Genomic DNA, 25,203 nt, shown 5'->3' with positions numbered 1-25,203 from the left:
TGATAGCGCGGCCCAATATGTGAAGAAGCGCGGTCCCTACGGGCGGGAACATCGGTGACTGACTACGCTGACGAGCTCATCGACTTCGCCCGTCGGTGGGCGCCCTATGGTGGCGGCAGCGATGAGGACATACTTGTGCAGTTCGGGATCAGTGAGCATGAATACTTCCGGCGGCTTCGTGAAGCTCTCACCATGAGGAAACTTGATCCCACTATCGCATCGACTATTGAAGCGGTCGCAGTGCGACGACTCCGGTGCAAATAGCTCCGACTACATCTTCGACGACGGTGCCAAATGTTCTGAAAAGGCACGATACGGGCGTCCTGAAGATTCCCGCATCGTGCCTTTCTTGGATAACAACTGTGATTATGCGCCGGTAGCGGCCGTTTCCTTGTTCTTCACGGCTGGCTTCGTCGGAGCATCGGCCGTCGCAGGCTGCTTCTGATAGGTATAGACGTCCTTGTCGTAGAAACGATTCTCCCACCACATCGTGAACTGGCCTTCGGGCCGCACCAGGGCGGAGTCGCCCTGGCTGTTGATATAGAAGGTGTTCGACGATTGGCACACCGACTTGTATCCGGTCTTCTCCACCTTGTCGGTGCAGCGGTGCCAGTACTCGTCGTGTACTTCCTGCCGGATCTCGACCCGAGTCGCCTTACGCTTGTCGGCTTCGCCGATCGCACGCACGATATGGGCGCACGCCGCCTCGATGTAGGAGTGGTAGCTACTTGGCGCATATCCGTATGGACCGGTGGTCAGGAATGCGTTCGGAAAGTTCGGCATTGATACGCCCTGGTACGCCTGCAAACGGTTTTCCTTCCAGTACTCGTGAAGGACGATTCCGTTGGAGCCGACCACTCGGAAGGGAGCGAAGGAGTCCGCCTCGGCGACCTGGAATCCCGTCGCGCAAATGATGGCGTCGAACTCGTGAAGATCGTTCTTCCCTGTGACCAGGCCCTTCTTGTCACCTCTGGTGATCAGTTCGGTCACGAGTTTGACGTTGGGGCGTTTGAAGGTTGGAAAGTACTTGTTCGACACCGATGGTCGCTTGCAGCCGATCGGGTAGTTGGGTGTCAGCTGGTTGGCCAGATCGACGTCGAAACCGACGTTGGCCCAAATCCACGCCGTTTGCGCGCGTTTGGCGAAGAAGGTCGCGAAGCGGAGCATCCACGGCTGAGCCAGCTGCACACCGCCGCCGACGCCTATGGAGATCACGCCGCCCGCGACGAACCGGACCACCTTACGCAGCACCGTCAGGTCCAGTACGAACTGCGTGACCGGTCCAACCTTCCAGTCTGGCTTCGGTGCGGCCCAGATGCCGCGTCGCTGGAACACGGTGAGATGTCCGGCCATCTTGGCGACCTCGGGAATGAGCTGCAAGGCCGAAGCGCCGGTGCCGATTACCGCGACCTTCTTGCCTTCCAGCTGATAATCGTGGTCCCACTGCGAGGAATGCATGAACTTGCCGCCGAATGACTCGATCTCGGGGACGTCCGGAAGTCGGGGAATCTCGATACCTCCGACCGCGCCGATGACGAAGCGGGTGGTGAAGGTGTCACCGTTGTCAGTGTGGATTCGCCACAGGTGGTTTTCTTCGTCCCACTCGCCGCCTTTACAGTTCGTGTTCAGGCGAAGTTTGGCCGCGAGCCCGTATTTATCGACGAGGTCCTGCGCGTATTCCTTCAATTCGGCACCTGGCGCGAATACACGCGACCAGTCGGTTCGCTGTTCGAACGAGAAGCTGTACACGAGGGACGGCACGTCCACCGCGACGCCGGGGTAGGTGTTCGCCCACCAGCATCCGCCGACGCCAGCGTGCTTCTCAAGGATCAATACGTTGTTGACGCCGATGCGCTGAAGTCTGATCGCGGCGCCCAGGCCACCGAAACCGGCGCCGACGATCACGACCTCGTATTGCGGAGTGTCGGGTGACATTCGAAGTCCTCTCTGATTCAACTTGAACTGACACCGACTGTAGTCTGTCTCAGACAGTAATGAAAGCTATTGGTCCCAGGCGTTCGACCGGCGAGGACAAGTCGGTCGCCCCACGGTCTGTCAGCACCTATCGGTAGTCTCGATGCGTGGCTCTCTATCGCACCTACCGTCCGGCAACATTCGCCGAGGTCGTCGGTCAAGAGCACGTCACCGCCCCGCTCGGTCGTGCACTCGACACCGGCCGGATAAACCACGCCTACCTGTTCTCAGGACCTCGTGGTTGTGGCAAGACGTCGTCGGCGCGAATACTCGCGCGTTCGCTGAACTGCGCGCAGGGACCAACCTCGACGCCGTGTGGGGTCTGCGGCTCGTGTGTGGCGCTGGCACCTGGCGGCCCGGGCAATCTGGACGTCATCGAACTCGATGCGGCTAGTCACGGCGGCGTCGATGACACCCGTGAACTCCGCGACCGCGCCTTCTACGCGCCGAGTGAATCGCGCTATCGCGTGTTCATCGTGGACGAGGCCCATATGGTCACCAACGCCGGTTTCAACGCGCTGCTCAAGATCGTTGAGGAGCCGCCAGAACACCTGATATTCATCTTCGCCACCACCGAACCCGAGAAGGTGCTGCCGACCATTCGATCGCGCACCCATCACTATCCGTTCCGGCTGCTCGCCCCGCCGGTGATGCGCGGGTTGCTGGAGAAAATCTGTGCCAGCGAGGGGGTCGCCGTCGCTCCCGAGGTGTACCCGCTGGTCATCAGGTCCGGCGGCGGATCGCCCCGCGACTCGTTGAGTATCTTGGACCAATTGTTGGCCGGCTCGGGCGATGGCGGCGTCACCTACGAGCGTGCCCTTTCCCTGCTCGGCGTCACCGATGTCGCGCTGATCGACGATGCCATCGACGGACTGGCCGCAGCGGATGGTGGGCAGTTGTTCGGAACGGTGGAACGCGTCGTTGATGCGGGTCACGACCCGCGACGATTCGCCGTGGACCTTCTGGAACGTCTCCGGGATCTGATCCTGCTCCAAGCAGTGCCGGACGCAGTCGACCGAGGTCTCGTCGAGGCGCCCGGAGATCAGCTCGACCGGATGCGTGGGCAGATCGAGACGCTCGGCCCGGCCGCGCTCACCCGGTTCGCCGAAACTGTGCATGCCGCGTTGGGAGAAATGCGCGGCACTACGTCGCCGCGGCTATTGCTCGAGGTGATGTGTGCACGAATGCTCCTGCCGGCCGCGTCACTCGAAGACACAGCGCTACTGCAGCGATTGGAACGGCTGGAAGCCGGCGTGGTCGCCGCGCCCCGTGCTGCTGTGCCAAGCAGTGCCGCTGTGCCAAGCAGTGTCGATGCCGGATCTGGTGCCGCGACCCAGCTGACTCCGTCGGCCCCTGCCGCCGATGAGCCCGCGCCGCGTTTCGTCCGCCCGTCGCAACGTCGGTCGACAGACTCGACATCCGAACCGGAAGATTCCTCGTATTCGGCTGCTACGCAACCGAATACGGATAGCCTTCCGCAGTCGCCTGAGTTGGAGTCGCAGGCGGCGACGCCACAGACAGCGCAACTTTCAGTCGGCCCAGAGGTCCAGATCCCGGTCGAAGAGTCGGCGACCACGACCGCGGAATCGGAGCACAAGCCATCCGCGCCTGCCTCGTCGACGTCCGAGCCGGCGGCACAATCACCGCCCCCGACTCCGCCGACGCCGACTCGCCCGGAGGTCGCTCGCCGGCGTGATGACCAGCCAGCTGGGCCGCCGATCGTTGACGATGTTCCGCTCCCGGATGAACCGGTCGACGATGACCTGTCCCCTCCAGAACGTGAACCGATTGCCGCGCAGGGGAGTTCACGGCGGCCCGAGGCGGAGCCAGCTACCGGGGGCCTCGACGTCGACGAGATGCGCAAGCGCTATCAAGAAGTGCGCGAAGCGGTACGGGACAGGTCCAAGAGCCTTGAGCCCATGCTTTCCGCGGCAATGATCCACGACCTCCACGACCGCACCGTTATCCTCGGTCACCCAGTGGAAGTGCTGGTCGGTAGGTTGTCGGCGTCGCATGCGGTGACGATCATCCGTGATTCGTTGCGTCAAGTGTTCGGCGTCGAACTCGATGTGCGGACGGTACATGTCCCTCAGGGCACGGCGGCACCGGTGAACAGTGGCGCACAGGCTGGCCCGCAGCAGGCGGCGACGCGGCGTCAAACGTTTTCTCGGCCGAGTCAGGGCGCAAACGGCGACCGCCAGAAGGACTCTGGTGCCGCGCCGTCGGAACTCCCGCCGGAGCCCGAGGAGCCTTCTCCGCCACCCGAACCGCCGACTCCTGACGAAGAGCTGACCGACGCGGAACGCGACGAGATGGTGGAACAGGTCAAATCGAGCGGGCCAGATGCACGCCTGGACCCCGAACAGGTCGCGATGGACCTATTGAAGTCCGAGTTGGGCGCACGACCGCTTGAGTGAGGTCAACCAGTCGGTGTGGCGACGACGAATAGTGCGTTAAAGGCGATGTGATGCATGAGTGCTTCGCTGACCGCCACGGCGATTCCCGTTCGATTGTCGGACTGGCTGGGGTATGAATTTCTAGTCGTCCCCGCGACGACGGCCGATGTCGATGGTGTGTTCGATCGTCCGTACCATCGCTCCGCCACCGTCCTCGGCGTTGACCCGCGCCGCAAGCCCCTGTGCCGCAACACGGTACGTCGGGTCGTTGAGGGCGGCGTCGACGGCGCGGGCCAGTGGGTCGACTTTCAGCTTCGGCCGCGGCAACGACGCTGGACTGGCACCGAGGTGGCGTAACCGCTTGGCCCAGAAGGGTTGGTCACCGCCGGGGGAGGGGATCCCGACAGTAGGCAGCCCGGCCCGTAGTGCCGACGCGGTGGTACCCGCCCCACACGAGTGTGCGACCGCGGCCACTCGCGGAAACAGCCAGTCGTAGGGGGCAGCCCCGATGGCTATCAGATCCGGACCGTCAGCGACCAGACCGGCGCCGCCGGCCTGCACGATGCCGCGCACCCCGACCTTTGCCAATGCGGAGCCGATGACATCGGATAATCGATTTGCTTCGCTCGTCTTCACCATCAACGATCCCAACCCGACGAATACCGGTGGTTCTCCCGAGCTGAGGAAGGCGGCTAGATCCTCGGGCGCTTCCCAATCGGTGGAGGGTGGCCACCAGTAGCCGGCGACGTCGATCCCGGTGCGCCAATCGGCGGGACGCGGGAGAACGGCGGGCGAGTAGCCGTGCACGATGGGCCAATTCGCCGCGGTTCGTTCGCGGCGCATGAGTTGGACCGGCTTTGCGGGGAGGTTCAAGCGATCGCGAAATCCGGCAATTGTCTTGCCGTACAGGCGATCTAGCCACGACGCGGCTTGTCGACCGGCGCGGCGGTTGAGATACCCGCCGGCAGACCATGCGCCGACCAGCGTGGGCGGATATTCGCGCGTGGCCGAAATCGGTTGCAGCCGTGCGCCAATGGCCGGAATGCTCCGACTCTCAGCCAACGGATGTCCGGCCAGTTCGGCGAATGGCGACAGCACGATCAGATCGGCTGGCACGTCGGACAGCGCTTCGAGTAGGTTGTCGCCGAGTTGTTTCATACCCGCGGGCATAACCATCTGACGAGCTGTCTTGAGTGGATCGAGTCTTTCCATGTCGATATCGGCCTCGAGCGTGAAGTCGATGGGCCGCACGTCTATTCCGAGATCACGCACTTCGCCGGCCAACTCGGTAGGTGCGGTCATGACTACGTGGTGTCCGGCTCGGATGAGGCGGACACCGAAGTCGGTGAGCGGCAGGATGTCGCCGCGTGAGCCGTAGGCGGCGATGATGATGTCGGCCATGTCTTGCTTCCGTTTCGTCGTGCGGGATTGGGCTAGGAGGTTGGCTCACTGGCCAGAAAAAATGCGCTGACCAGCGTTTCGCCATACGCGTGGATGTCGAACTCTGGATTCACGGTGGATTGAAGAAGAGCGCCGCCGATCGCGCTGCGGACCGCCAAAGCCATCGAATCTGTTGGTAGTGAACGAAATTCGCCGGACTTGACGCCATTGGCGAAGATTGCGTCCAGCTCGATCTCGGCTAACTGTGCGAGCAGTTCCGGTGGGATCCGCAGCCCGGCTTCGTGCAGTCGCCTACCGTCACTGGTCCGAAAGTTATTCGCTATCTCCATCAATGCGAACTGATGGTCACGATGGGTCGCGATGTAGTCGATATGGCATCGAATATGCGCTGCCAGCTGTTCGTGAGCGCTGTCGGCGGCGGTGACCACGGGGTGCATCGCGCCGACGAGGGAGCGATAGCACTCGCCGACGACGGCGGTGACCAACTCGTCCTTGTTGCCGAAGTGGTAGAGGACCACGCTCATCGCGACACCGGCCCGCTCGGCGATTTTGCGAACAGATGCTTTGACATACCCGAGTTCGGCGATCGCCTCGATGGCACAGTCGACCAGCTGCTCGCGTCGGGCGCTTTCGGTGAATGTCGGTGTAGATCGCATGATCTAAAGATAGATCAGCTGATCTATTGCGGCAAGCGTGAGCCTCGGACGGGGTGTGAAGTGTTGGTCGAGTGCGCTCGCCGAGCGCAGCGAGACGCGTGTGTATCGAGACCCTGTGACTTGACCGCTGGGGGCGAGTGGCGTTCGGTTAGGCTACGCGTCCCACCAAGGCCGCATCGGAAGGTCCTTGCCACCCTTGTCGTCCAGCTTGGTCGCGAGGACATGGTGTAGCTGGATTATGTTGCGTTCAAAGCCAATTCGGCAGCCTGCCATGTACAGACCCCACAACCGCGCGGTGCCGTCGCCGACTTCTTCGACGGCCGCTTCCCATTGGTCCACGAGATTCTTATTCCAGTCGCGCAGGGTCAAGGCATAGTGCTCGCGGAAGTTCTCCTCGTGCAGCACTTCCATGCCGCCGATATCTTGGAGTTTCGAGATGATCTTGCCCGAGCCGGTGAGTTCGCCGTCAGGGAATACGTAGCGGTCGATGAACGATCCGGCACGGTTCTGCTTGTTGTTGTCGGGGCGAGTAATGCAGTGGTTCAACAACATTCCGCCTACGCGCAAGCGATCGCGGATGAATGTGAAATATGCCGGGTAGTTGTGCACGCCGATATGTTCGGTGAGGCCGATCGAGGAGACGGCGTCGAACTCCGTCTCGGTGACGTCGCGGTAGTCGCAGTGGCGGATCTCGGCGAATTCGCTCAGGCCTTCGTCGACGATGGCGCGCTGCCCCCATTCGGCTTGTTCGGCGGACAGCGTGGCTCCGATGACGTGTACGCCCCGGCGCGCGGCGTAGCGGACCATACTGCCCCAGCCGCAACCGATATCGAGAAGGCGGTCGCCCGGCTTGAGGCGCAGCTTGTCGAAGATCAGCCGGTACTTGTTCTCCTGCGCCTCTTCCAGGCTCGCGTCAAGGTTCGGGTATACCGCGCAGGTGTAGGTCATCGATGGGCCGAGGACCCACTCGTAGAAGGTATTAGAGACGTCATAGTGGTGGTGGATCACCTCGGCGTCGCGAGTTCGGCTGTGCCGGAACCCTTCTGCGAATCGGCGCCAGCGGGGAAGTGCCTCCTGGGGAGGCGGGGCAATCGGTTTGAAATGTTCGATGCCGAGTGAACGTGCGATCTGCGCCAGTTCCAGTGGGGAAGGGCGCGCGAAATTCAAATCGGCCGCGAGAGCCCGCAGGGCCTCGTAGGGGTCAGCCGGATGGGCGCCGATCAATTCGAGGTCGCCCGAGATATAGGCGCGCGCCAGACCCAGATCACCGGGGGCGGTGACGAGATAGGTTGTGCCGCGCGGAGTTTTAAGGTCCAGGCCGTACTGGGCGTCTTCCGGGCCAGCGGACGAACCGTCGTACGCGGTGATACGGATGGACAGCTTGCCGCCAAGTAGGGTCTCGAAGATCTCCGCCAGCGACATCTTGTCGGTACGTGCTGCTTTGCTGTCTTTGGTAGTTGTCACTGGCGTTTCACCGCTTTCGCATAGAGGTCCAACAGTCGGCTGTTGGGGTCATAACGCTTCTTCAGGAGGCGGAGCTGCTCGCCCCCGTAAAGCTCGTCGAATTCGTCTTCGGGATAGAAGGATTCAGAATATAGCGACTTGTGTCCGTCGAGATCGGCAACCTCGCGTTCGATCAGCCGGTTCGCGTGACCGGGCCGTCCGGATGTTTCGGGGACGGCTGACCAGAACCCGACGTTGACGTAGGTGCGCTGTGGCTCAAGCGGATACAGCGGCCATGGGCGGCTCATATCCGCTCCGGCGGGTGCGGGATCGCGAAGTCTCAACGGGCACAACCAAATCGGCTCGATGGGGATTTCGCGCAGGAACCAGTCGACGAAATCAGTCAAGCGCTCGATGGGGACTTCGATGTCCTGGACGACACGCTCGCCCGGCGGTTGCCCTTTCCGCGCGTTGAGCCGGTCACCGATGTCGTAGCGCTGATCCAGGCCGATGAGCTTCCAGTAGAAACTGCTGCGCAGCAACTTCTTTGGCCAGAATCGTCGAATCTTGGGATTCTGCGCGCCGAACGCCCGTGAGCACCAGAACCAGTCGGTGTCCCACCGCCAGAGATAGTCATGGATGGTTAACCGGTCACGTGTGGGGGTGACCCGCGAATCGTGCTGAATCGACCGGTAGTAGATACCCATCCCGGTGTAGTTGCTGGCCGGGCCGGGCTCGTCGGTCTGGCGGCCAAGCGTCAGGTAGGACTCGTCGGAGCTAAAGACGACGCCGTCGAGGTATTCAACGACTTCGCCGTCGTAGCTGCCTTCCGCGACGATCCGGCTCATCGTGGCTTGCAGCGTTGTTAAGTCAGTGAATCGCACGTGGCGAAGTTCGACGAAAGGTTTGACGGGCTCCAGCTCGATTCGTAGTCGAACCGAATAGCCAAGCGTGCCATAAGAGTTCGGGAACCCGTAGAACAGGTCGGAGTGCTCGCCGTCAGGTGCGGCGGTGATCAATTCGCCTTCGCCGGTGAGGATTTCGATTTCGCGTACCGACTCGTGCGGCAAACCGTTGCGGAATGACGTGCTTTCAATACCTAAGCCGGTGACCGCGCCACCCAGGGTGATCGTCTTCAACTGAGGTACAACCAGTGGGACCAACCCATAGGGAAGTGTTGCGGCCACGAGATTCTCGTAGGTACACATTCCGGCGACGTCGGCGGTCTTGGCATCGGGATCGACCGAGATGACTTGGCCCAGACCGGAGACGTCGAGCCCGGGATACGGGTTCTTCGCTCGCTTGCGAAATAGATTCGATGTCTTTTTCGCCAGGCGGACAGTGCCATCGGACGGTATCGCCCGATAACTGGACAGCAACGTGTCGACGCCCTGCCGAAAAGCCTGTGACCCCATCTCCAAACGCGCAGAACTCACTTAGCTAGCCTAGGACTTATCTCAATCGCCCGCCAACTGATCACCGTCTAACACTAAGGGAGCACCATCGTGGGACAGGTTTCCGCTACGCAGTCCATTGACATCGCAGCAACGCCCGATGCCGTGATCACCGCACTGGCTGATTACAACCAGACGCGTCCGGCGATCCTGCCCGAGCAGTATCGGGATTACCGCGTGTTGACCGGCGGGCAAGGTGCGGGCACCGAGGTCCACTGGATCCTGCAGGCAACCTCCAAGCGATCACGCGATGTGAAGGCAACCATCAGCGTGGCGGGCCAGACGGTCACCGAGACCGATGCCAATTCCACGATGGTCACCACCTACACGGTGCAGGCGGCCGGTAGCGGTTCGACCGTGACCACCACGACCAGCTGGCAAGGCGCGGGCGGCGTCGGCGGCTTCTTCGAGAAGACTTTCGCTCCGAAGGGCCTGAACAGGATTCAGGCGGCGCTGCTCGGAAACCTCAAGACTCGCCTCGAGAGCTGATCGGAGCAGATGGCTCGGCGTCGTCGACCGTCGCCGTTGCCGCCACGCGATGGCGTTGACGCGACGCGTGTGGTGTTGCGTAGTGACCCGAGCGGCTCTGAAGCTGCGGCCACGGTGGGTGCGTCGATTCTTGCCATGCCCGCCGGTGCGGGTTTGAGTGTCGATGATCTAGTCGCGCGTTTCGATGCCGGCGAACTTCTCGACATCGACGGGTGCCGGGTCGACCCGGGCGAGGCGTCAAGACCACAGCGAGCCGTCTACTTCTACCGAGACTTGCCCGACGAAGTTGAGATACCGTTCGACCTCGACATTCTGCATTCGGACGAGAACATCGTGGTCATCGACAAGCCGCATTTTCTCGCGACGATGCCCCGTGGGCGGCATGTCACGCAGACCGCACTGGTACGTCTGCGTCGGATGTTCGGAAATGATGAGATCGCGCCGGCGCATCGTCTGGATCGGCTCACCGCGGGGGTCCTGCTGTTCACGACGCGGCCGCGGGTACGGGCGGCCTATCAGGAGCTATTCGCCGCGCGGGCGGCACGCAAGACATACATGGCGCGCGCGACGGTCGACCCGACGGTTGCCACCCCCATCCGCATCGAGAATCGCATCCTCAAAGACGCCGGCGATTTGCGGGCGCGCGTCGTCGCGGGTCAGGTCAACGCGATCAGCGATATCGAGCTGGTCGACAGTTCGGCAGGGAGCGGCTTGTACCGATTGGCGCCGCATACCGGGCGCACTCACCAACTGCGGGTACATATGGCTGGGCTGGGAGTTCCGATCGAGGGCGATCCGCTCTATCCAGTCGTGCGGCCGGAGATAGCGGAGCTACCCGATCGAGGCGACTTCTCGCAACCGTTGCGACTACTCGCGGCATCGCTGACCTTCGACGATCCGCTAAGCGGAAGGCGACGTGAATTCGTGAGCGCGCGGGACCTGACGTCGGATCCGGGCCGGTAGCCCGCGCCCGAGCTAGGGCGTGCGGGTGCTTGTCGAAACCTACTGCGGCAGAAGTTGATTAGGCCGATCGACGACGTCCTCTAGCCCGCAGTCCAGGTGATTCGATCAGGCTTTACCCGCGCGCATAGGGGTTGACCGCTTGGGTCGGTCAGCGCAAGCTTGGCGGTAAGGCGTTGTGACCGCAACGCATCGGCGAAGACTCCGGGTGCGATATCGCTGAGCATCAGTTTGGCGCGGCGAAACATCTCGAATCCGCCGTCGGAGCTGAGACTGCCCCAGTTGAGATAGATGAACCGGCCGCCGGGTGGCCCTTGAATATGTGGTCCGAGTAGGTCGGCGATGTCGGTGCCGGTGACCTTGCAGTGCAGAGTCCAGATGCTCGACGCGGCGTCGGCCGGTTGGACGCCGAGGAGTTCGTCGGCGCGCCCACGGCGCTGAACCCCGACGTGAACGTTGCGGTAGCCGGGGAAGTTGTCTCCCGGGGGGCAGTGTAGGCCCGGCAGGTCTGTTCCGATGATCGTGATCTGCACGCTGGGCCTCCGGGAGTTTCCGATCTGCCCTCACGTTAGTCGCATGACTAGTCTGTCTGGTGTGGCAATTCGCGTATCGCACGAACGTCATCCCGATCTGGGATGTGAAGCACTCGTCTTCCTCGACGAGGACTCGGATGGCTGTTTTCAGATCCAGCGCGATCTGCCGAGCCCACTGCGCGACGCGGATGGGCATCGTCCCAACCGATACTGCGTCACCACCGGCGCGAGTGCTCCCGTCTACGGGGGCATTGTTCAGTGGCGGCGGGTCGGCGACCGGTTCGAGTTCGCGCTGACCAAGCGAGCTGCTGCACTCTTCGATGACGAGGTGCTGTCCTTTGACGTCGTCCCAGCCGGCGGTTCGACGATCGATCAGCTCGCCAAGCATGTCGACCGATTGATCGGCTGAGGGCGCGACGCCCGCGAGTGCGGCACGGGTTGGTGCCGCACCGGTGCCCGCGGACGTGGCGTTGGCCTCGGCTCAACTCCGGTCGAAAACCGCTCGACCTGACCAATTCGCAAGCTGTTCAGTCAGTCCCGCGCCGGGCCGGGGCGGGACGACCGCTCCGAACGGCACTTCGTCACTGTCTCGGATATGTTCTGGCAGAAAGCCTTTCACGGCCGACAAGGTTGGGGCCACGAGATTCTCGTCGGCCTCGGCCGGCTGACCGGTTGCCACTGCCAGGTCCCATCCGTGTACCAGCGCTTCGTTGAGGTAACCCCACAGCGCACCCGCGCCGGGGACCTGGCCCCACGGCACGGTGACCAGTGCGGTCAGCCGGTCGTCGTCGAGCCAAGCGCGGGTTGCCCGGTCAGTAGCAGCGGCGTACGCATCGACGTCGTGGGCGTCGGCCAACACCGGCACCGTCGAGAAGTCGCCGCCCTCGCCGACGACGGCGGCGCGAGTGACCGTGGCGACTAGGTGGCGGCTGAGCGTTTCGACGTCGAATTCGGTACAGGGGGTCGGATCGTGGAGTTGGGCGTTGTCGACACCCGCGAGTAGCTCGGTGACCCAGTCGGTGGCCGCCCGGTAGAGCGGTCGGGGGTCGGTTGAGAGTTGAGTCGGCGCGGTCATGGCATCTCCTGAAGTGGGCTGATGGTTGCGAGATCAGTTGACCGCTTATACCTGTCAGATTCTGTCATGATTTAACGAAAACCTTTTCTCGACCGAGAAAGTGAGGCCCTCCCGATGCGAACTGATCGGCTGCTATCACTCGTCGCATTGTTGCGTCTGCGTGGCCGGATGACGGCAAGCCAGATCGCCGAGGAGTTGGCGGTGTCCGAGCGCACTGTCATGCGCGACATCGACTCGCTGTCGGTCTCGGGTATTCCGGTATATGCCGAGCGGGGGCGTAACGGCGGCTTCGCGCTGCTGCCGGGGTTCCGAGCCGATCTCTCGACATTGTCGATTGACGAGGCGACTGCCCTGCTCGCTGGTGCGGGCCGGTTGGCGCCGACGGAGTTCGCGAGCGCGATGCGCAAGATCGCGGTCGCACTGCCCGAGCGACAACGCGAGCAGGCAGCGCTTGCTGCGCAACGTATTCTGATCAGCCCGAAGGGGTATCTGGGTGAGGCGACGCCGATGTCGGTACTTGGACCAATCCAGGAGGGTGTGCTCGCTGGCCGCCGCCTCGCTTTGATCTACCGCAGATTCGACGGCGAGCCCAAACCACGGACACTCGATCCGATTGGCCTCATCGCCGCCGACAGTGCCTGGTATCTGGTCGCGAATTCACAAGGGAGTCAACGGATATTCAGAGTGTCGCGATGTAGTGACGTCACTGTGCTTGCTGAACCAGCCGATCGGCCGGACGCGGTTGATCTGGACGCGATCTGGACGGAGAGTCGCCGGTCATTTCGGGCGCAGTTCGAATTTCTCGATGTAGTGGTCGAAGCCGACGATCAAGCACGAATCGCCTTGGCGCAGATGGCTAAGGTGCGCAGCAGTGCGCCCGCCGACAACGGTGGCATTCGGCTGGTGGTCGAGTTCTCCGATCGGCGGCATGCGGCAAACGTCTTGTGGCGCTTGGCTGAAGCTGTGCGGGTAATCGAGCCGATCGATGTGCGCGACGAGATCATCCGCCGCGTCCGCGCCATGTCCGCTCGCTACGAGTCAGTTCCGTGAACTGAGTTCCATACTGTCGCGTTCCTTGGCCGGAAAGTTGAAGCTGGTGTATCCGTTCGCCGAGTCCCTAACGCGATCCAAATAATCGCGTGCGCCCGAACTATCGGCATTGTCGGCCGCGACCAGAGCGCCCGGAATCAGCTGCGGTTCAAGGAGTTTGATCAAAGGCAGGTAGAGATCCTTCCATCCATCGAGTAAGACGAAACCGATCGGATCGGTTACCGCTGTCAGCGTGCGCAGCGCATCACCTTCGAGCACCGTAATGATGTCATCGACACCGGCTTGCGCGAAAGTCGCGCGGGCCGAGGCGATCTTCTTCGCATTCGCCTCGGTGGTGTAGATATGCCCAATACCGTTGTCGCGCACCGCGGCTGCGAGATGTAGCGTTGAAATCCCGTATGACGTCCCGAATTCGACGACGGTCTCCGGCCGCGCTGCGCGGATCAGCGAGTAGAGGAGTCGGCCAGTACCCGGATCAATCGGCAGGTACCTGTCTTCGGCGGCGTCGGCGCGTTCTTGGACGCTCGCATCACGGTCGCCGAGCGGTGTCGCTCCCGATTTGACGTGGAGGTGACTAGCATCGGCCTTCGCGTAAAGGTCGGCGATGAGCGGTGCGATGGGGGCGGAGTCCAGGGTTGAGGTCATGACGCCAGGCTAGTCCCGGCCGCTGCGAGTTCACTGTGTGTCGCTGACATGATGGACCGATGTCCACCGATCAGCTTGCTGCCCCGTCTGCGTCGTCAGAGCCGAGCATGCCGGTATACGAAGCCATTCGTACTCGTCGCGATGTGCGAGCAGAGTACAGCGGGAAGATCATCGATGATGACGTCCTGGACCGGATACTTCAGGCCGCTCATCACGCACCGAGCGTCGGCAACACGCAACCCTGGGATTTCGTGGTGGTGCAAGATCCCGCCCGGCTTGCTAAGTTCGCGGCGCATGTGGCGGATAAGCGTCAGGAGTTCGCCGACAGTCTGCCTCCAGAACGCGCCACGACCTTTGATCCGATTGCGATCGAAGGTGTTCGGGAGAGTGGAACAGGGATTGTGGTGACCTACGACCATTCGCGTGGCGGCACCCATGTCTTGGGTCGTGCGAGTATCCCGGAGGTCGGCGTCTTCTCCGCGGCTTTGGCCATCCAGAACTTATGGCTCGCCGCGACTGCTGAAGGGATCGGCGTCGGGTGGGTGTCGTTCTACGACCGTGACGTGCTCACCGACTTCATCAGCGCGCCCGAGGGAGTCGTGCCGATCGCCTGGTTGTGCGTCGGACCAATTGAGCAATTGCAGACCATTCCCGACCTCGAGCGATACGGCTGGAGGTCGGGACGGCCGATCGCCGATGCGATTCATCGGGATGTTCATGGCGGGCGGGCGACGTCGGTGTAGTCGGTATTTCGGGTTGTGGGGTCTCGATACCCGCGCGTCTCGCTGCGCTCGTCGGGTGTACTCGACTTGCCTCCGCCGTTGGTCGAGTGCCCGGCGAGGCGCTAGCCGAGTCGGGTGTATCGAGACCACCGTTCGTCAGTGCTGTTGCTGCGCAATGGCCTTCGGGTTGCGGGTCTCGATACACGCACGTCTCGCTGCGCTCGTCGGGCGTACTCGACCAGCCAAGGTGGCACGTCTCGCTGCGCTCGTCGGGCGTACTCGGCCAGCCAAGGTTGTGCGAGGCTGCTGTGCGAGGCTGCTTCCTAAGATCCGAAGCCCAGCAGAGACTTCACTTCCAGGAATTCGTTGAACGCGTAGTCGCTCCATTCGCGGCCGTTTCCGCTTCGCTTGTAGCCGCCGAACGGGGCCAGCGGATCTACCGGTGCGGAGTTGAGAGAAATGGAACCGGCGCGCAACTTCGACCCGATGCGTCGGACCTCTTCGACATCCTCGCCTGAAACATAGCCGGCCAGACCGTATTCCGTGTCGTTGCCGATGGCGATTGCCTCGTCGACCGAGTCGTAGCCGATCACCACGAGGACGGGGCCGAAGACCTCGGTGCGGGCGATCTCCATATCGTTGGTGACGCCGGTGAAGACCGTCGGCTGCACGTAGTAGCCGGTTTCGAGTCCGTCGGGGCGTCCGGCGCCGCCGACGACGGCAGTCGCGCCGTCAGCGATGGCCCGTTCGATCAGACCCTGGATTTTGGCGAACTGAGGTTCGGAAACCACCGGTCCGAGAAACACCTGGGTGGACGGATCACCGACGGTGATGGACTTGGCGGCCTCCGCAACTGCTGCGGTCACTTCGTCGATTCGACTGTTGGGCACAAGCATTCGGCTAGGTGCGTTACATGATTGGCCGGAGTTGACCATCATCGAGGAGACCCCGGCCGCGACGTTGGCGGTGAGCGACGCGTCGTCGAGCAGGATATTGGGACTCTTGCCGCCGAGTTCCTGGGCAACTCGCTTGACGGTGGGAGCGGCGTTCTTGGCGACTTCGATGCCGGCCCGCGTCGATCCGGTGAACGAGATCAGATCGATGTCGGGGTGCGCGGCCAATGCCGACCCGACGCCGGGTCCGTCACCGTTAACCAGATTGAAGACGCCGGCGGGAACTCCTGCGGCGTCGAAGATTTCGGCGACGATGGCAGCCGAGAACGGCGCGACCTCCGACGGCTTGAGGACCATCGTGCAGCCGGTGGCGATGGCCGGCGCGACCTTGCACATGACTTGATTGAGCGGCCAATTCCACGGCGTGATGAAGCCGCATACGCCGATTGGTTCCTTGACGATGCGCGACGACCCGCGATCTTCGGCGAATGAGAAGGTCTTCAGCGATTCGGCGGCTGTGGCCAAATGTGCGAGACCAATCGGAACCTGAGCGGCGTTTGCCAATCCGGTCGGGGCTCCCATTTCTTCGGTGACGGCAGCGGCGAGGTCGGCGAACCGATTCTGGTACTCGGCAATGATGGCCCCCAGCAACGCGATTCGATCGTCGACGCTGGTCTGCGACCATGAGTCGAAGGCGCGGCGCGCGGCTGCGACCGCGGCGTCGACGTCGGCGCTGGTACCCAGCGCCACCTGACCGGCGGCCTTCTCGGTTGCCGGATTGATGACGTCGAGGAGATTCAATTCACCGACCGGATCGACCCACTGTCCGTCGATGTAGAACTTGGTGATGTCGGGCATTTCGTGCTCATTCCTTCTAGTGGTGCAGAGGTTGTTTCGGGCGCACCCGGTAGGCCCAGGACTTCTCTTCGCGCTTGCGCATCTTCTCGATGCACCGGTGGTGCTTGCGCGCGTGATAGGCCAGGGGGAAGTAGGTGAGTCGTTCTGGAAGCACCCGATACGCACTTCGGATGATGGCATAAATGCGTTCGAGCCGACGCTGTTCCGCCGCAGTCCACTCGATACCGATCATGGTTCGCAATCGCGGATCGAGGAGTCCGGCGATCGATAGATAGGTAAACGACAGGCCCGGCTTTGCCGCGGCGCGATAGAGTCCGCGCGCGAACGGCGGAATCTTCTTGGGCACTTCAATCTCGCCGGTACGCATGATCTCGATCGACTCCAGCGTGCGCGGCGTCGCTACCAGCACTTCGGCGATCATCTGGTCGAAATAGACGTCAAATTCGCTATCCGACGCCGGATACCCCTTCATCGGGACATGTAGAAGGCGGGCGAGGCGACGATTATCGCGCAAGAGTTCTGCACGTTCGGCCCGGGTGAATTCACGGCCGATGAGTAGTGGACCGGCTTTGATGGTGGTGATGTAGGCCGTGGCGATCACCCATTGGTACGCCTGCGGATTGAGCGCACTGATCTGCTTCCCGGTTTCTGCGCTGCGCATAGTCAGCGGCTCATGCATGGACCGGACCCGATCTCCTTCTTTCACGGCTTCCAGGCCGCCGTAGGTCCAGCGCAGGACCGAATCTACCGAGCGGATGGCTCGACCGCCCGGGTCGGTGTAGGCGGCTGAGTACTTTTCGACAACCTCGCCGATAACCGGGTGCATGCCCTGCATCAGGAAGGCTGCGCCTTCGAGCACCAGGTAAGTCCAGTGCCCGACCATTTCGGCGGTCAGTGAATCGGGCGGCACAATGACTTCGGTGTCGTCGACGATTGTGGCCACGGTCGTCGGGGCGGTGGGCGGCGACATCGGACAGGTCATTGGATTAAGCTCCTGGCAATCTGACAACATATGTTTCCAAAAGTAGGTGATTGCCAGAATCGCCCACTGCCGAACAGATGTCAAGGTGTGAGCGGTTGCCCGCCACGTGCGGTGAGGAGGAGCGTCATTTGGCCGATCTCGTCGCCCTGATCTCCGATCATCGATAGGGCGAGTTGTTTGGTCGCCGAGGCCGCGTCGGGTGCGTTGAAGGCGGCCTGTGCCATCGATACACCTCCTCGATGATGTCGAATCATCAACTGTAGGAAGAAAATCGATGCGGTGCCGCCGGTACTGGCGGCGAGCTTAGTCAATTCCGTGACGCTGGCCATGCCGGGCATCGGAACTTCGTCGGCGGTGTTGCCGACATTGTGGCGGTGTGCGGGCTGGGACGGCATCCACGACATCGGATCCGTTGAAGCCAGCGGTTCGCCGAACCAGGTCAACCAACCGCGCATGGTCGCGACCTCGGCGGTCTGCGTCGAAATGATCCGCTGCGCCACACTTCGGATCTCGGCGTCGGCACTGCCCGGCAGCGACCGGGACATCAAGATCGCCTGATCATGATGTGCCGCCATATCCTGCGCGAAGCCGATATCGGTCGCTGACGGCTGCGCACGTCGGGACGCAGCATCGCGGTGATGCTCGACGGCGACACCGACCGCAGCGCCGATCGCCAGTAAAAGCATTGCGGCGCAGGCTAATCCGCCGACTGACAACCAACGTTTACGCGTCTCGAGCGTCATCAATCCGAACCGTGCGTCGACGCCTGGTCGGCCGGCGGCGTGTAGACCTTTCCGCTCAACTCCAAGGCCATAAACCCGCCGTCCGAACACGTGCTCCAGATCTGGTTTCCGTGGAATTCCGGCGGTGAGAAACACCAGTCGGTCGCCATATCGCCGCCCGCGATCATGCCGCTGCGCGGCCCGACCAGCTCCGGAACGGATACCTTGCCGTTTGCCATCGACATGCCAAGACTCAAGAACTCGAGCACCGGCATACCGATGATCGACCCGAGCACATGTGGCGAGTTGGGTAACTGGGTAATCGTGGAATTCTTTTGCGCTGGCGGGTTGTAGTAACCGATCTCCCGTATTTTGTTCAAGTTTCGTATATCGAAGACCCGAATGCCGGACGATTCCCACGAACAGGCAAGAGCAGTCGGATCATTGGGTCGATCCACCGAGCAATAGTGTGGGTTACTCCCGAATAGAGAGCCACCCGAACTCGATCGAACCAGGGTGTCCTGATTCTTCGGAAGGTTGATCTCCAGCTTGATCGACGTGATCAGCTTCGGCTTGTTCAGTTTGTGAATGTCAAAGACTTTCACTCCGCCCGAACCGGCTTCGTCGAGGCTGAACAGATGTCGGCGACCCTGGTAGGTGACCGGGATGCTGTGTTGGTTCAACTGGCCGTCGGGCCAGAGGTATGCGGCGACGTGAGGAACCTGCGGGTACGGCGCACGACGTTGGATCGCGCTGATATCGAGGACCGTGATGCCGGCCATATTCGACAGGAACATGTGGTTGCCGTCCGGACTGATGCCAAAGCCGTGGCCGAGGAAGCTGTGTAAACCCTGCCAGATCACGCTCGGTTTGGCCGGATTCGAGATGTCGATAGCGCTTAGGTGACCCGGATACACGCCCGACGCCCAGTAGGTGCGGCCGTCGGGTGAGAAGCCACCCTCATGTGACGTGAACGGGAGCGGCCAGGCGGTACCCGCGCCTTTGTTGAGGAGTTTGGGATGGGCGCAGTCGGAGATGTCGTATACGGAAAAGAAGCCGCCTCCCCAGAGGAATGGCACGGATGTCGCGGCGAGCAGTTTGCGTTTGTGGTTGACCTTCAACGACTCCCAGGTACCGCCGACCATCGCGGGAGTGGTGAGGGAGCCGACGACCCTGGGCTTGCGTGGGTTTCGGGCATCAACGATCTGAACGCCGGGCTGCTTCGCGATCGCACTGGATGGAAACAGGCTCGACGTATAACTGCAGTGGTCACTCGTGACCGACACGATGCCGCCGCCAGCGCCGCGAACGCCGCCAAGCCGAGCCATATTGCAGTTGTACCCCTGTCGGCTGCGGCCGGAGTTACGATCCTCCGCGCTCACATTGCCCTGGATGCCCCGCTCGGTGAGGTCGTCCGGCCCGCACTGTGCGCGCGCGGCCGCCGTTTCGGAGATATACGGGAAGTAGTGGTTGGCGGCGCCTGCGGTACCAACCCCGAGTGTTGCGGCGACTACCGTCGCGGCGACGACGAATCCGCGGGACATGGTGCTCACTCTGGAGACTAGGGGCATCCGGATAACCTCGTTCTGTGAAGAAGCCGAGTTGGAGGCTACCGGGGGAACAGCCGTGGTGTGGGACGTTTGGCCGAAGCCGTTCCAAGTGACCTACGGCATACGCGCGGTCACAACTGCCTAACATTGCCCGTCTGGATTAGCGGCAAAGTCAGAATGGCGGCTAGCCTCTAAATGTTACTAATGTGATTCAAGTGATGAAAGAGGCTGCTGTGACTATTCGTCGAATGGGCAGGCGAACGCTGTCTACGCTGGGATCGGCGCTGGTGGCCGCGGCAATCGCAACCTCGATCATCGCACCGGCTGCTGCCGAACCCGAGACGGGAGAGCCGACGACATCACCGACCACGTCGGCGACGCCGTCGAACACCCCAGCGGCGTCAGATCAGAAGGTTAAAGCGTCGAAGATTCAGACGGTGGTTGCGACGACGAAGCAGCAGGTCACCGTGCTGGTCTATTCGGGCGCGATGGACAAAGTCATCCCGGTCACGGTTCTGCGTCCGAAAGACACGTCCAAGCCCGCACCGACGCTGTATCTCCTCAACGGCGCCGGCGGTGGCGAGGACACCGCGACATGGGCCGCCAAGACCGACTACGTGAAATTCTTCGCCGACAAACACGTGAATGTGGTGACGCCGGTCGGTGGCGCCTTCTCGTACTACACCGACTGGCGGAAAGACGATCCGGTACTCGGTCGCAACAAATGGCAGACCTTCTTGACCAAGGAATTGCCCCCGCTGATCGATGCGCAATTCAACACGACCAAGACGAATTCGATCGCTGGCATCTCAATGGCTGGCACTTCTGTGATGAACCTGGCCGTGGCGGCACCGAAGTTATACCGTTCCGTCGCTGCCTTCAGCGGTTGCGCGCGAACAAGTGATCCGTTGGGGCAGGCATATATCCGCATGGTCGTCGCGGATCGGGGACGCGGCGATATCAACAACATGTGGGGTCCGCCCGGATCGCAGGATTGGGTTGCCAACGATCCATATTTGAACGCCTCGCGATTGCGCGGCATGAAGGTCTATATGACGGCCGGGTCAGGTCTGCCCGGAGTTTATGACACTCTCAACTCGCCACTGGTGAACGGTGATCCGGTAACACTCGCCAATCAGATCCTGGTAGGCGGCGGTATCGAAGCCGCCGTCAACCTGTGCACGCGAGAACTGACCCAGAAATTCAAGGCCGTCGGTGTGCCGGTGCAAACTACCTTCCGCCCCAACGGAAATCACTCGTGGGCATATTGGGAGTCCGACTTGCACAACACCTGGCCGAAGCTCGAAGCCGACCTGCGATAGGGCAGGACCTACTTGGCGGCGTCTCGATGCGGCCGGCCTTCCAATAGCAATTGGATTGTCAATTGCAGTCGGTTCGCGACGTCGGTGGCCGAAGCGCGGCGGGTCAGCCACTGAACCAGATTCGACATCCAGACATCGGAGATGACGCGCGCGATGGCGAGGTCTTCGTCGCTCGCCTGTTCGCCGACTTCGACCATCGCTCCGGCGAATAGGTGGTCGATGATCGTAGCGACCTTCTCCACTTCGGCGGCCGCTGACGCGTCGGCGAACATGAATGCGCGGGTCATCGCCTCGGTGAGCAGGGGGTCGCGCTGCATCGCAAAGGTAATCATGTCCAGCACGTGCCCGAGGCGTTCGACCGCGGTATCGCCGGGCAGCTGAGCCCGATCGACCCGAGTCTCCACGCGCTCGAATTCACGAGCCAACGCGGTCACCAGCAAATGCACTTTGGACGGGAAGTAGCGGTAAAGAGTGCCGACTGCGACGTCTGCCTTTTCGGCAACTGTTCGCATCTGAACGGCGTCGTAACCGCCCTTGGAGGCCAGCGCCAGCGTCGAATCCAGGATGCGACGTCGACGTTCGCGCTGAGCGCTGGATCCGACTTCGGCGCCCGTCGACGCCGAGTCCGTCGCGGGGGCGCTGCCCTCGTCGATGCCGGAGGCGGCTGCGGAACGTGCCATGTGTCGAGGTCCTAACTCACGTGTGGTTTACGTCGGCAAACCATCGGTATCTGAATACTTGATAGTTCTGAGAGTTTAAGCCGCCGCTAGGCATTGCTGCACTCTCATGTCATATTAGAACAGGTTCTAGTTGCCGCCCACAAGAAGAATTGCAGGAAAAACCCGTGACAATCGCCACGTCAGCCGAGCAAATCGCGGTCTGTGACGCCATCGCATCGTGGGCGGCGCGCTCCGCTACCGCCACCAAGGTTCGTGGCGATATTGACAAACCTAGCGACTCCTGGCAGGAACTCTGGCCTGAACTCGCCGAGCTGGGACTATTCGGTGCATCCGTCTCGGAGAACGCGGGTGGATTCGGAGCTCGGTTCGCTGATACCGCTGCGATGATTGAAGAATGTGGCCGCCGCATCGTGCCCGGGCCGATAGCGCCGACGGTCGCGGCGGCTATCGGACTCGGTCTGGCCGACGACGAACGCGCGTCGGCGCTGACCGAACGGATCATCGCCGGTGAAATGGCAGTCGCGGTGCCCGCCGATCATTACCGTTCTTCTCGGACCGCCATCGAACTCGGCGTGGGTGTCGACGTCGACCTCGGATTGGTACCCGGCTACCTCGATACCGTCGCGCTGCTTATCGCCGTCTCTCGTCCTACGGGGGTTCGATGGGCTGTGCTCCCGCCCGACGTCGGGGTGCGTGACGCGCAGGCCGTCGAACCACTCGACGGCACCACCTCGCTTTCGCGTATCTCAATCTCCGGCCTGTCCGATGCCGATCTCATTCAGCTACCCGACGTCGCGGGTGCGGCGCTCGCGACGGCCCTCACGGCGTATCAAAGCGGCGTCGCCCGGTGGACTCTGGATACCGCTGTCGAGTATGCGAAAGTGCGCACTCAGTTCGGTGCGCCGATCGGATCATTCCAGGCCATCAAACATATTTGCGCTGAAATGCTTTGCCGCAGTGAGCAACTCGCGGCCGCAGCGTGGGATCAGAGTAATGCTGTCGAGGATCTACTGGCTGGTGACGAACAGGCGGCGCGGCAATGGAATCTGGCGAGCCTCGCGGCAGCCGTCCTCGTCGCCGACCTTCCGCTGGCCAACGCACGGGACTGTATTCAAGTCCTCGGCGGTATCGGATTCACCTTCGAGCATGACGCGCACCTCTACTTACGTTCGGCACTAGCGGCTCGTTCGATGCTCGATGGTGCCGGACGCGAGCGGATCGAGTTGGGGCGCATGGCAACCGACGGTGAACGGCGCCGGTTCGCGATCGATCTGTCGGCGGTCGAATCCCAACGGGAGCAGGTTCGGGCGATCGTCGCCGGCATCGCGGCGGCCGAGGACCCGAGCGATCGGCGAAAGGCGCTCGCGGACACCGGTTATCTGGCTCCCCACTGGCCCGCGCCCTATGGGCTGGGCGCCGATCCCGCGATGCAGCTGCTCATCGATATCGAACTGGATCGCGCCGGGGTGGTGCGCCCCGACCTCGTCATCGCGGGCTGGGCGATTCCGACCATCCTGGAGCATGGCACCGAAGCCCAGCGCGATCGGTTCGTCGCCGACACCCTCGCCGGGAATATCGCATGGTGTCAGCTGTTCTCCGAGCCGGAAGCCGGTTCGGATCTCGCATCGTTGCGCACCAAGGCAATTCGTGCCGAGGGGCCAGACGGAGAACCGGGCTGGAAACTGTCCGGGCAGAAGATCTGGACGTCGGCGGCGCATACCGCGGACTGGGCGGTATGTCTGGCGCGAACCGATCAAACCAGCCCTAAGCACAAGGGGATCACGTATTTTCTGGTCGATATGGCCTCGGCGGGCCTCGATATTCGGCCGCTGCGCGAACTGACTGGGCGTGCATTGTTCAACGAAGTCTTTCTCGACGGCGTATTCGTTCCCGGCGACTGTGTAGTCGGCGAGGTCAACGACGGCTGGCGGCTGGCCCGAACCACGCTCGCGAACGAGCGGGTCGCTATGGGCGGGTCCGGTCTTGGCAAGGAGATGGATGCCCTACTGCGCCAGATCGCCGATGTCGACAAGGTTCTAACCGACGGTCGGTTCGCCGAACTCGGCGCGCTGGTCGCCGAGGCACATAATGGTCGGGCCCTGGACGCGCGGGCAGTGACTCAGCGGCTAACCGGCAGTGATCCGGGGTCGGTCTCGAGTGTCCGCAAGCTGATCGGCGTTACTCATCGTCAGGCGGTCCCGGATTTCGCGCTGCGATTGCTTGGTGTCGGGGGTATCGCAGCGTCCGGGGCCTCGGACGCGTTTCTGCTCAACCGGTGCTTGTCGATCGCGGGTGGTACGACGCAGATTCTGAAAACCGCTGCGGCTGAACGCATTCTGGGCTTGCCTCGCGGCTGACCGCCGCTTTCTGATACAACTAGAACAGGTTCTACTTTATTGAGGAGGCGCGGTGGATTTCGCCCTGGACGCGACGGCGGCGGCGGTGGCCGAAGTGGCGGATGATGTGTTCGGACGTCTCGCGCCCGAATGGTCGGACAAGTTCGCCGACGCTCCCGGATTCGACCAGGTGGCATGGGCCGCACTGCGCGAGTCCGGCGTTCTCGCGCTCGCTTTGCCGGCGTCCGCCGGCGGCGACGACGTCGGCGCCGCCGGACTATTGCCGCTGTTGCGGCGAATGGGACGCGGTGCCGCGGTCACGCCCGCATTGGGAACGGTCGCGGCACAACTCGTTCTGCGGAGAACCCCGGCCGAGGTTGCGGCGAAGTGGCAATCAGCCCTGGTCGACGGTTGGGGTTCGGTTGCCGCGACTGGCGCGGTGACTGTTGCCGGCGGTCGGTTGTCCGGGTCGGCGTCGGGGGCACTGCACGCCGAGGGTGCGGCGGTGTTGCTGGTTGCATCTGATGACGAGGTGTACGCGGTAGATCCGTCGGCGACGGGGATATCGCTGTCACGCACCTTCACTTCGAGCGGTTGGGGTGAATACGCCGTCAACTTCGACGACGTCGTCGGTGCCCCGCTCGACATTGATGCTTCGGTATTGCGCGATGCCTATCGCCTGGTTCTCGCCGGATACGCCGACGGACTGGTCGCCGGTGCCACTCGGCTGACAGCCGACCACGTCAGTGAACGTAACCAGTTCGGCAAGCCGATCGCGCTCTTCCAGGCGGTGAGTCAACAACTCGCCGACATCTACGTGGTCGGGCGGTCGATGACCCTCGCCACCACGGCGGCGGCCTGGCGGCTGACCGAGGGACTCGATGCCGGAATCGACTTGGCGATCGGAGCGTACTGGCTCGCGGCGGAGATTCCCGCGACTTTGCGGACCATGACGCATCTGCACGGTGGGGTTGGGGTGGATATCACCTACCCGCTGCACCGCTACTACTCAATAGCCAAGGATCTGGCCCGTCTGGTCGGCGGATCTGTTGCGACACTTGA

At 62.4% G+C, this 25,203-nt stretch carries 22 protein-coding genes and 1 pseudogene; 10 read left to right on the top strand and 13 right to left on the bottom strand.

Features of this window, described 5'->3' with window-relative positions; translation table 11 throughout:
* Positions 1 to 54: 54 nt before the first annotated feature.
* Entirely contained in the window at positions 55 to 264 is a 210-nt protein-coding gene (locus AAFP29_RS07875; protein ID WP_419216784.1) for a DUF3263 domain-containing protein, read from the top strand.
* A 102-nt stretch (positions 265 to 366) separates the two neighbouring features.
* Here AAFP29_RS07875 and AAFP29_RS07870 read toward each other — a convergent pair whose 3' ends face one another.
* Positions 367 to 1,935 carry a flavin-containing monooxygenase gene (locus tag AAFP29_RS07870; protein WP_419216783.1) on the bottom strand — a complete coding sequence of 523 codons (1,569 nt, stop codon included), beginning with the start codon at positions 1,933 to 1,935 and terminating at the stop codon, positions 367 to 369.
* Between the two features lie 146 nt (positions 1,936 to 2,081).
* On the opposite strand from AAFP29_RS07870, the gene AAFP29_RS07865 reads away from it, so the two are divergent.
* Positions 2,082 to 4,391, top strand: coding sequence for a DNA polymerase III subunit gamma and tau (locus tag AAFP29_RS07865; protein ID WP_419216782.1), 2,310 nt, complete (start codon positions 2,082 to 2,084; stop codon positions 4,389 to 4,391).
* 120 nt (positions 4,392 to 4,511) lie between these two features.
* On the opposite strand, the gene AAFP29_RS07860 is transcribed toward AAFP29_RS07865, so the two are convergent.
* The 4 genes from AAFP29_RS07860 to AAFP29_RS07845 all read right to left on the bottom strand — a co-directional run bounded on the left by AAFP29_RS07860 (position 4,512) and on the right by AAFP29_RS07845 (position 9,285).
* Positions 4,512 to 5,771 carry a glycosyltransferase gene (locus AAFP29_RS07860; RefSeq protein ID WP_419216781.1) on the bottom strand — a complete coding sequence of 420 codons (1,260 nt, stop codon included), beginning with the start codon at positions 5,769 to 5,771 and terminating at the stop codon, positions 4,512 to 4,514.
* A gap of 32 nt (positions 5,772 to 5,803) precedes the next feature.
* Positions 5,804 to 6,427, bottom strand: coding sequence for a TetR family transcriptional regulator (locus AAFP29_RS07855; protein ID WP_419216780.1), 624 nt, complete (start codon positions 6,425 to 6,427; stop codon positions 5,804 to 5,806).
* Positions 6,428 to 6,580: 153 nt separating this feature from the next.
* A complete protein-coding gene (locus AAFP29_RS07850) occupies positions 6,581 to 7,891 on the bottom strand; it encodes a class I SAM-dependent methyltransferase (RefSeq protein WP_419216779.1) in 1,311 nt (436 codons plus the stop codon).
* Positions 7,888 to 9,285 carry an FAD-binding oxidoreductase gene (locus AAFP29_RS07845; protein WP_419217244.1) on the bottom strand — a complete coding sequence of 466 codons (1,398 nt, stop codon included), beginning with the start codon at positions 9,283 to 9,285 and terminating at the stop codon, positions 7,888 to 7,890. The genes AAFP29_RS07850 and AAFP29_RS07845 overlap by 4 nt, the downstream gene beginning before the upstream one ends.
* Positions 9,286 to 9,375: 90 nt before the next feature.
* On the opposite strand from AAFP29_RS07845, the gene AAFP29_RS07840 reads away from it, so the two are divergent.
* Both AAFP29_RS07840 and AAFP29_RS07835 read left to right on the top strand, forming a co-directional pair.
* The gene (locus AAFP29_RS07840) at positions 9,376 to 9,813 is read left to right on the top strand and encodes an SRPBCC family protein (RefSeq protein ID WP_419216778.1); all 438 of its coding nucleotides are present in this window, start codon (positions 9,376 to 9,378) and stop codon (positions 9,811 to 9,813) included.
* Positions 9,814 to 9,822: 9 nt separating this feature from the next.
* Complete coding sequence (locus AAFP29_RS07835) at positions 9,823 to 10,776, top strand: pseudouridine synthase (protein ID WP_419216777.1); 954 nt, start codon at positions 9,823 to 9,825, stop codon at positions 10,774 to 10,776.
* Positions 10,777 to 10,856: 80 nt separating this feature from the next.
* Here AAFP29_RS07835 and AAFP29_RS07830 read toward each other — a convergent pair whose 3' ends face one another.
* Complete coding sequence (locus tag AAFP29_RS07830) at positions 10,857 to 11,306, bottom strand: DUF5990 family protein (RefSeq protein WP_419216776.1); 450 nt, start codon at positions 11,304 to 11,306, stop codon at positions 10,857 to 10,859.
* A gap of 61 nt (positions 11,307 to 11,367) precedes the next feature.
* On the opposite strand from AAFP29_RS07830, the gene AAFP29_RS07825 reads away from it, so the two are divergent.
* Positions 11,368 to 11,715, top strand: a complete 348-nt coding sequence (locus AAFP29_RS07825; RefSeq protein ID WP_419217243.1) for a hypothetical protein — start codon at positions 11,368 to 11,370, stop codon at positions 11,713 to 11,715.
* Between the two features lie 72 nt (positions 11,716 to 11,787).
* On the opposite strand, the gene AAFP29_RS07820 is transcribed toward AAFP29_RS07825, so the two are convergent.
* Positions 11,788 to 12,381, bottom strand: coding sequence for a TIGR03086 family metal-binding protein (locus AAFP29_RS07820; protein ID WP_419216775.1), 594 nt, complete (start codon positions 12,379 to 12,381; stop codon positions 11,788 to 11,790).
* 114 nt (positions 12,382 to 12,495) lie between these two features.
* On the opposite strand from AAFP29_RS07820, the gene AAFP29_RS07815 reads away from it, so the two are divergent.
* Complete coding sequence (locus AAFP29_RS07815) at positions 12,496 to 13,431, top strand: helix-turn-helix transcriptional regulator (RefSeq protein ID WP_419216774.1); 936 nt, start codon at positions 12,496 to 12,498, stop codon at positions 13,429 to 13,431.
* On the opposite strand, the gene AAFP29_RS07810 is transcribed toward AAFP29_RS07815, so the two are convergent.
* On the bottom strand, positions 13,420 to 14,076 hold the full coding sequence (locus AAFP29_RS07810; protein WP_419216773.1) for an O-methyltransferase: 657 nt from the start codon (positions 14,074 to 14,076) through the stop codon (positions 13,420 to 13,422). The genes AAFP29_RS07815 and AAFP29_RS07810 overlap by 12 nt on opposite strands.
* Positions 14,077 to 14,183: 107 nt before the next feature.
* On the opposite strand from AAFP29_RS07810, the gene bluB reads away from it, so the two are divergent.
* Positions 14,184 to 14,819, top strand: coding sequence for a 5,6-dimethylbenzimidazole synthase (bluB, locus tag AAFP29_RS07805; protein ID WP_419217242.1), 636 nt, complete (start codon positions 14,184 to 14,186; stop codon positions 14,817 to 14,819).
* 302 nt (positions 14,820 to 15,121) lie between these two features.
* Here bluB and AAFP29_RS07800 read toward each other — a convergent pair whose 3' ends face one another.
* From AAFP29_RS07800 to AAFP29_RS07785, 4 genes are all read right to left on the bottom strand, one after another.
* Positions 15,122 to 16,549, bottom strand: a complete 1,428-nt coding sequence (locus tag AAFP29_RS07800; RefSeq protein ID WP_419216772.1) for an aldehyde dehydrogenase family protein — start codon at positions 16,547 to 16,549, stop codon at positions 15,122 to 15,124.
* 16 nt (positions 16,550 to 16,565) lie between these two features.
* The gene (locus AAFP29_RS07795) at positions 16,566 to 17,519 is read right to left on the bottom strand and encodes an oxygenase MpaB family protein (protein WP_419216771.1); all 954 of its coding nucleotides are present in this window, start codon (positions 17,517 to 17,519) and stop codon (positions 16,566 to 16,568) included.
* 92 nt (positions 17,520 to 17,611) lie between these two features.
* The gene (locus tag AAFP29_RS07790) at positions 17,612 to 18,274 is read right to left on the bottom strand and encodes a DUF305 domain-containing protein (RefSeq protein WP_419216770.1); all 663 of its coding nucleotides are present in this window, start codon (positions 18,272 to 18,274) and stop codon (positions 17,612 to 17,614) included.
* Complete coding sequence (locus AAFP29_RS07785; protein ID WP_419217241.1) at positions 18,274 to 19,797, bottom strand: LVIVD repeat-containing protein; 1,524 nt, start codon at positions 19,795 to 19,797, stop codon at positions 18,274 to 18,276. Before AAFP29_RS07785 ends, AAFP29_RS07790 begins: the two co-directional genes overlap by 1 nt.
* A gap of 254 nt (positions 19,798 to 20,051) precedes the next feature.
* Here AAFP29_RS07785 and AAFP29_RS07780 point away from each other — a divergent pair, with 254 nt between their 5' ends.
* Complete coding sequence (locus tag AAFP29_RS07780; protein ID WP_419217240.1) at positions 20,052 to 21,125, top strand: alpha/beta hydrolase; 1,074 nt, start codon at positions 20,052 to 20,054, stop codon at positions 21,123 to 21,125.
* A gap of 8 nt (positions 21,126 to 21,133) precedes the next feature.
* Here the strand turns inward: AAFP29_RS07780 and kstR are convergent, their stop codons facing one another.
* Positions 21,134 to 21,805 (bottom strand): cholesterol catabolism transcriptional regulator KstR, encoded by a 672-nt coding sequence (gene kstR, locus AAFP29_RS07775; protein ID WP_419216769.1) that lies wholly within the window; start codon positions 21,803 to 21,805, stop codon positions 21,134 to 21,136.
* Positions 21,806 to 21,969: 164 nt separating this feature from the next.
* On the opposite strand from kstR, the gene AAFP29_RS07770 reads away from it, so the two are divergent.
* Together AAFP29_RS07770 and AAFP29_RS07765 are read left to right on the top strand one after the other, a co-directional pair.
* The gene (locus AAFP29_RS07770) at positions 21,970 to 24,162 is read left to right on the top strand and encodes an acyl-CoA dehydrogenase family protein (RefSeq protein WP_419216768.1); all 2,193 of its coding nucleotides are present in this window, start codon (positions 21,970 to 21,972) and stop codon (positions 24,160 to 24,162) included.
* A 277-nt stretch (positions 24,163 to 24,439) separates the two neighbouring features.
* Positions 24,440 to 25,156: pseudogene (locus tag AAFP29_RS07765) on the top strand (acyl-CoA dehydrogenase family protein); the annotation flags it as partial.
* Positions 25,157 to 25,203: the final 47 nt, after the last annotated feature.

This window comes from Gordonia sp. CPCC 205333, assembly GCF_048537885.1.
Taxonomy (GTDB): Bacteria; Actinomycetota; Actinomycetes; order Mycobacteriales; family Mycobacteriaceae; genus Gordonia.
Note: the sequence above shows the minus strand (reverse complement) of the source record. Positions and strands in the feature narration are given on the sequence as shown.

Bases quoted from the DNA above. Each gene is read 5' to 3' on its own strand.
- AAFP29_RS07800 (WP_419216772.1), bottom strand. From the start codon at position 16,549: ATGCCCGACATCACCAAGTTCTACATCGACGGACAGTGGGTCGATCCG.
- AAFP29_RS07810 (WP_419216773.1), bottom strand. From the start codon at position 14,076: ATGACCTCAACCCTGGACTCCGCCCCCATCGCACCGCTCATCGCCGAC.
- AAFP29_RS07780 (WP_419217240.1), top strand. From the start codon at position 20,052: ATGGGCAGGCGAACGCTGTCTACGCTGGGATCGGCGCTGGTGGCCGCG.
- AAFP29_RS07855 (WP_419216780.1), bottom strand. From the start codon at position 6,427: ATGCGATCTACACCGACATTCACCGAAAGCGCCCGACGCGAGCAGCTG.
- bluB (WP_419217242.1), top strand. From the start codon at position 14,184: ATGCCGGTATACGAAGCCATTCGTACTCGTCGCGATGTGCGAGCAGAG.
- AAFP29_RS07790 (WP_419216770.1), bottom strand. From the start codon at position 18,274: ATGACGCTCGAGACGCGTAAACGTTGGTTGTCAGTCGGCGGATTAGCC.
- AAFP29_RS07785 (WP_419217241.1), bottom strand. From the start codon at position 19,797: ATGTCCCGCGGATTCGTCGTCGCCGCGACGGTAGTCGCCGCAACACTC.
- AAFP29_RS07870 (WP_419216783.1), bottom strand. From the start codon at position 1,935: ATGTCACCCGACACTCCGCAATACGAGGTCGTGATCGTCGGCGCCGGT.
- AAFP29_RS07845 (WP_419217244.1), bottom strand. From the start codon at position 9,285: ATGGGGTCACAGGCTTTTCGGCAGGGCGTCGACACGTTGCTGTCCAGT.
- AAFP29_RS07820 (WP_419216775.1), bottom strand. From the start codon at position 12,381: ATGACCGCGCCGACTCAACTCTCAACCGACCCCCGACCGCTCTACCGG.
- AAFP29_RS07815 (WP_419216774.1), top strand. From the start codon at position 12,496: ATGCGAACTGATCGGCTGCTATCACTCGTCGCATTGTTGCGTCTGCGT.
- AAFP29_RS07835 (WP_419216777.1), top strand. From the start codon at position 9,823: ATGGCTCGGCGTCGTCGACCGTCGCCGTTGCCGCCACGCGATGGCGTT.
- kstR (WP_419216769.1), bottom strand. From the start codon at position 21,805: ATGGCACGTTCCGCAGCCGCCTCCGGCATCGACGAGGGCAGCGCCCCC.
- AAFP29_RS07795 (WP_419216771.1), bottom strand. From the start codon at position 17,519: ATGTCGCCGCCCACCGCCCCGACGACCGTGGCCACAATCGTCGACGAC.
- AAFP29_RS07860 (WP_419216781.1), bottom strand. From the start codon at position 5,771: ATGGCCGACATCATCATCGCCGCCTACGGCTCACGCGGCGACATCCTG.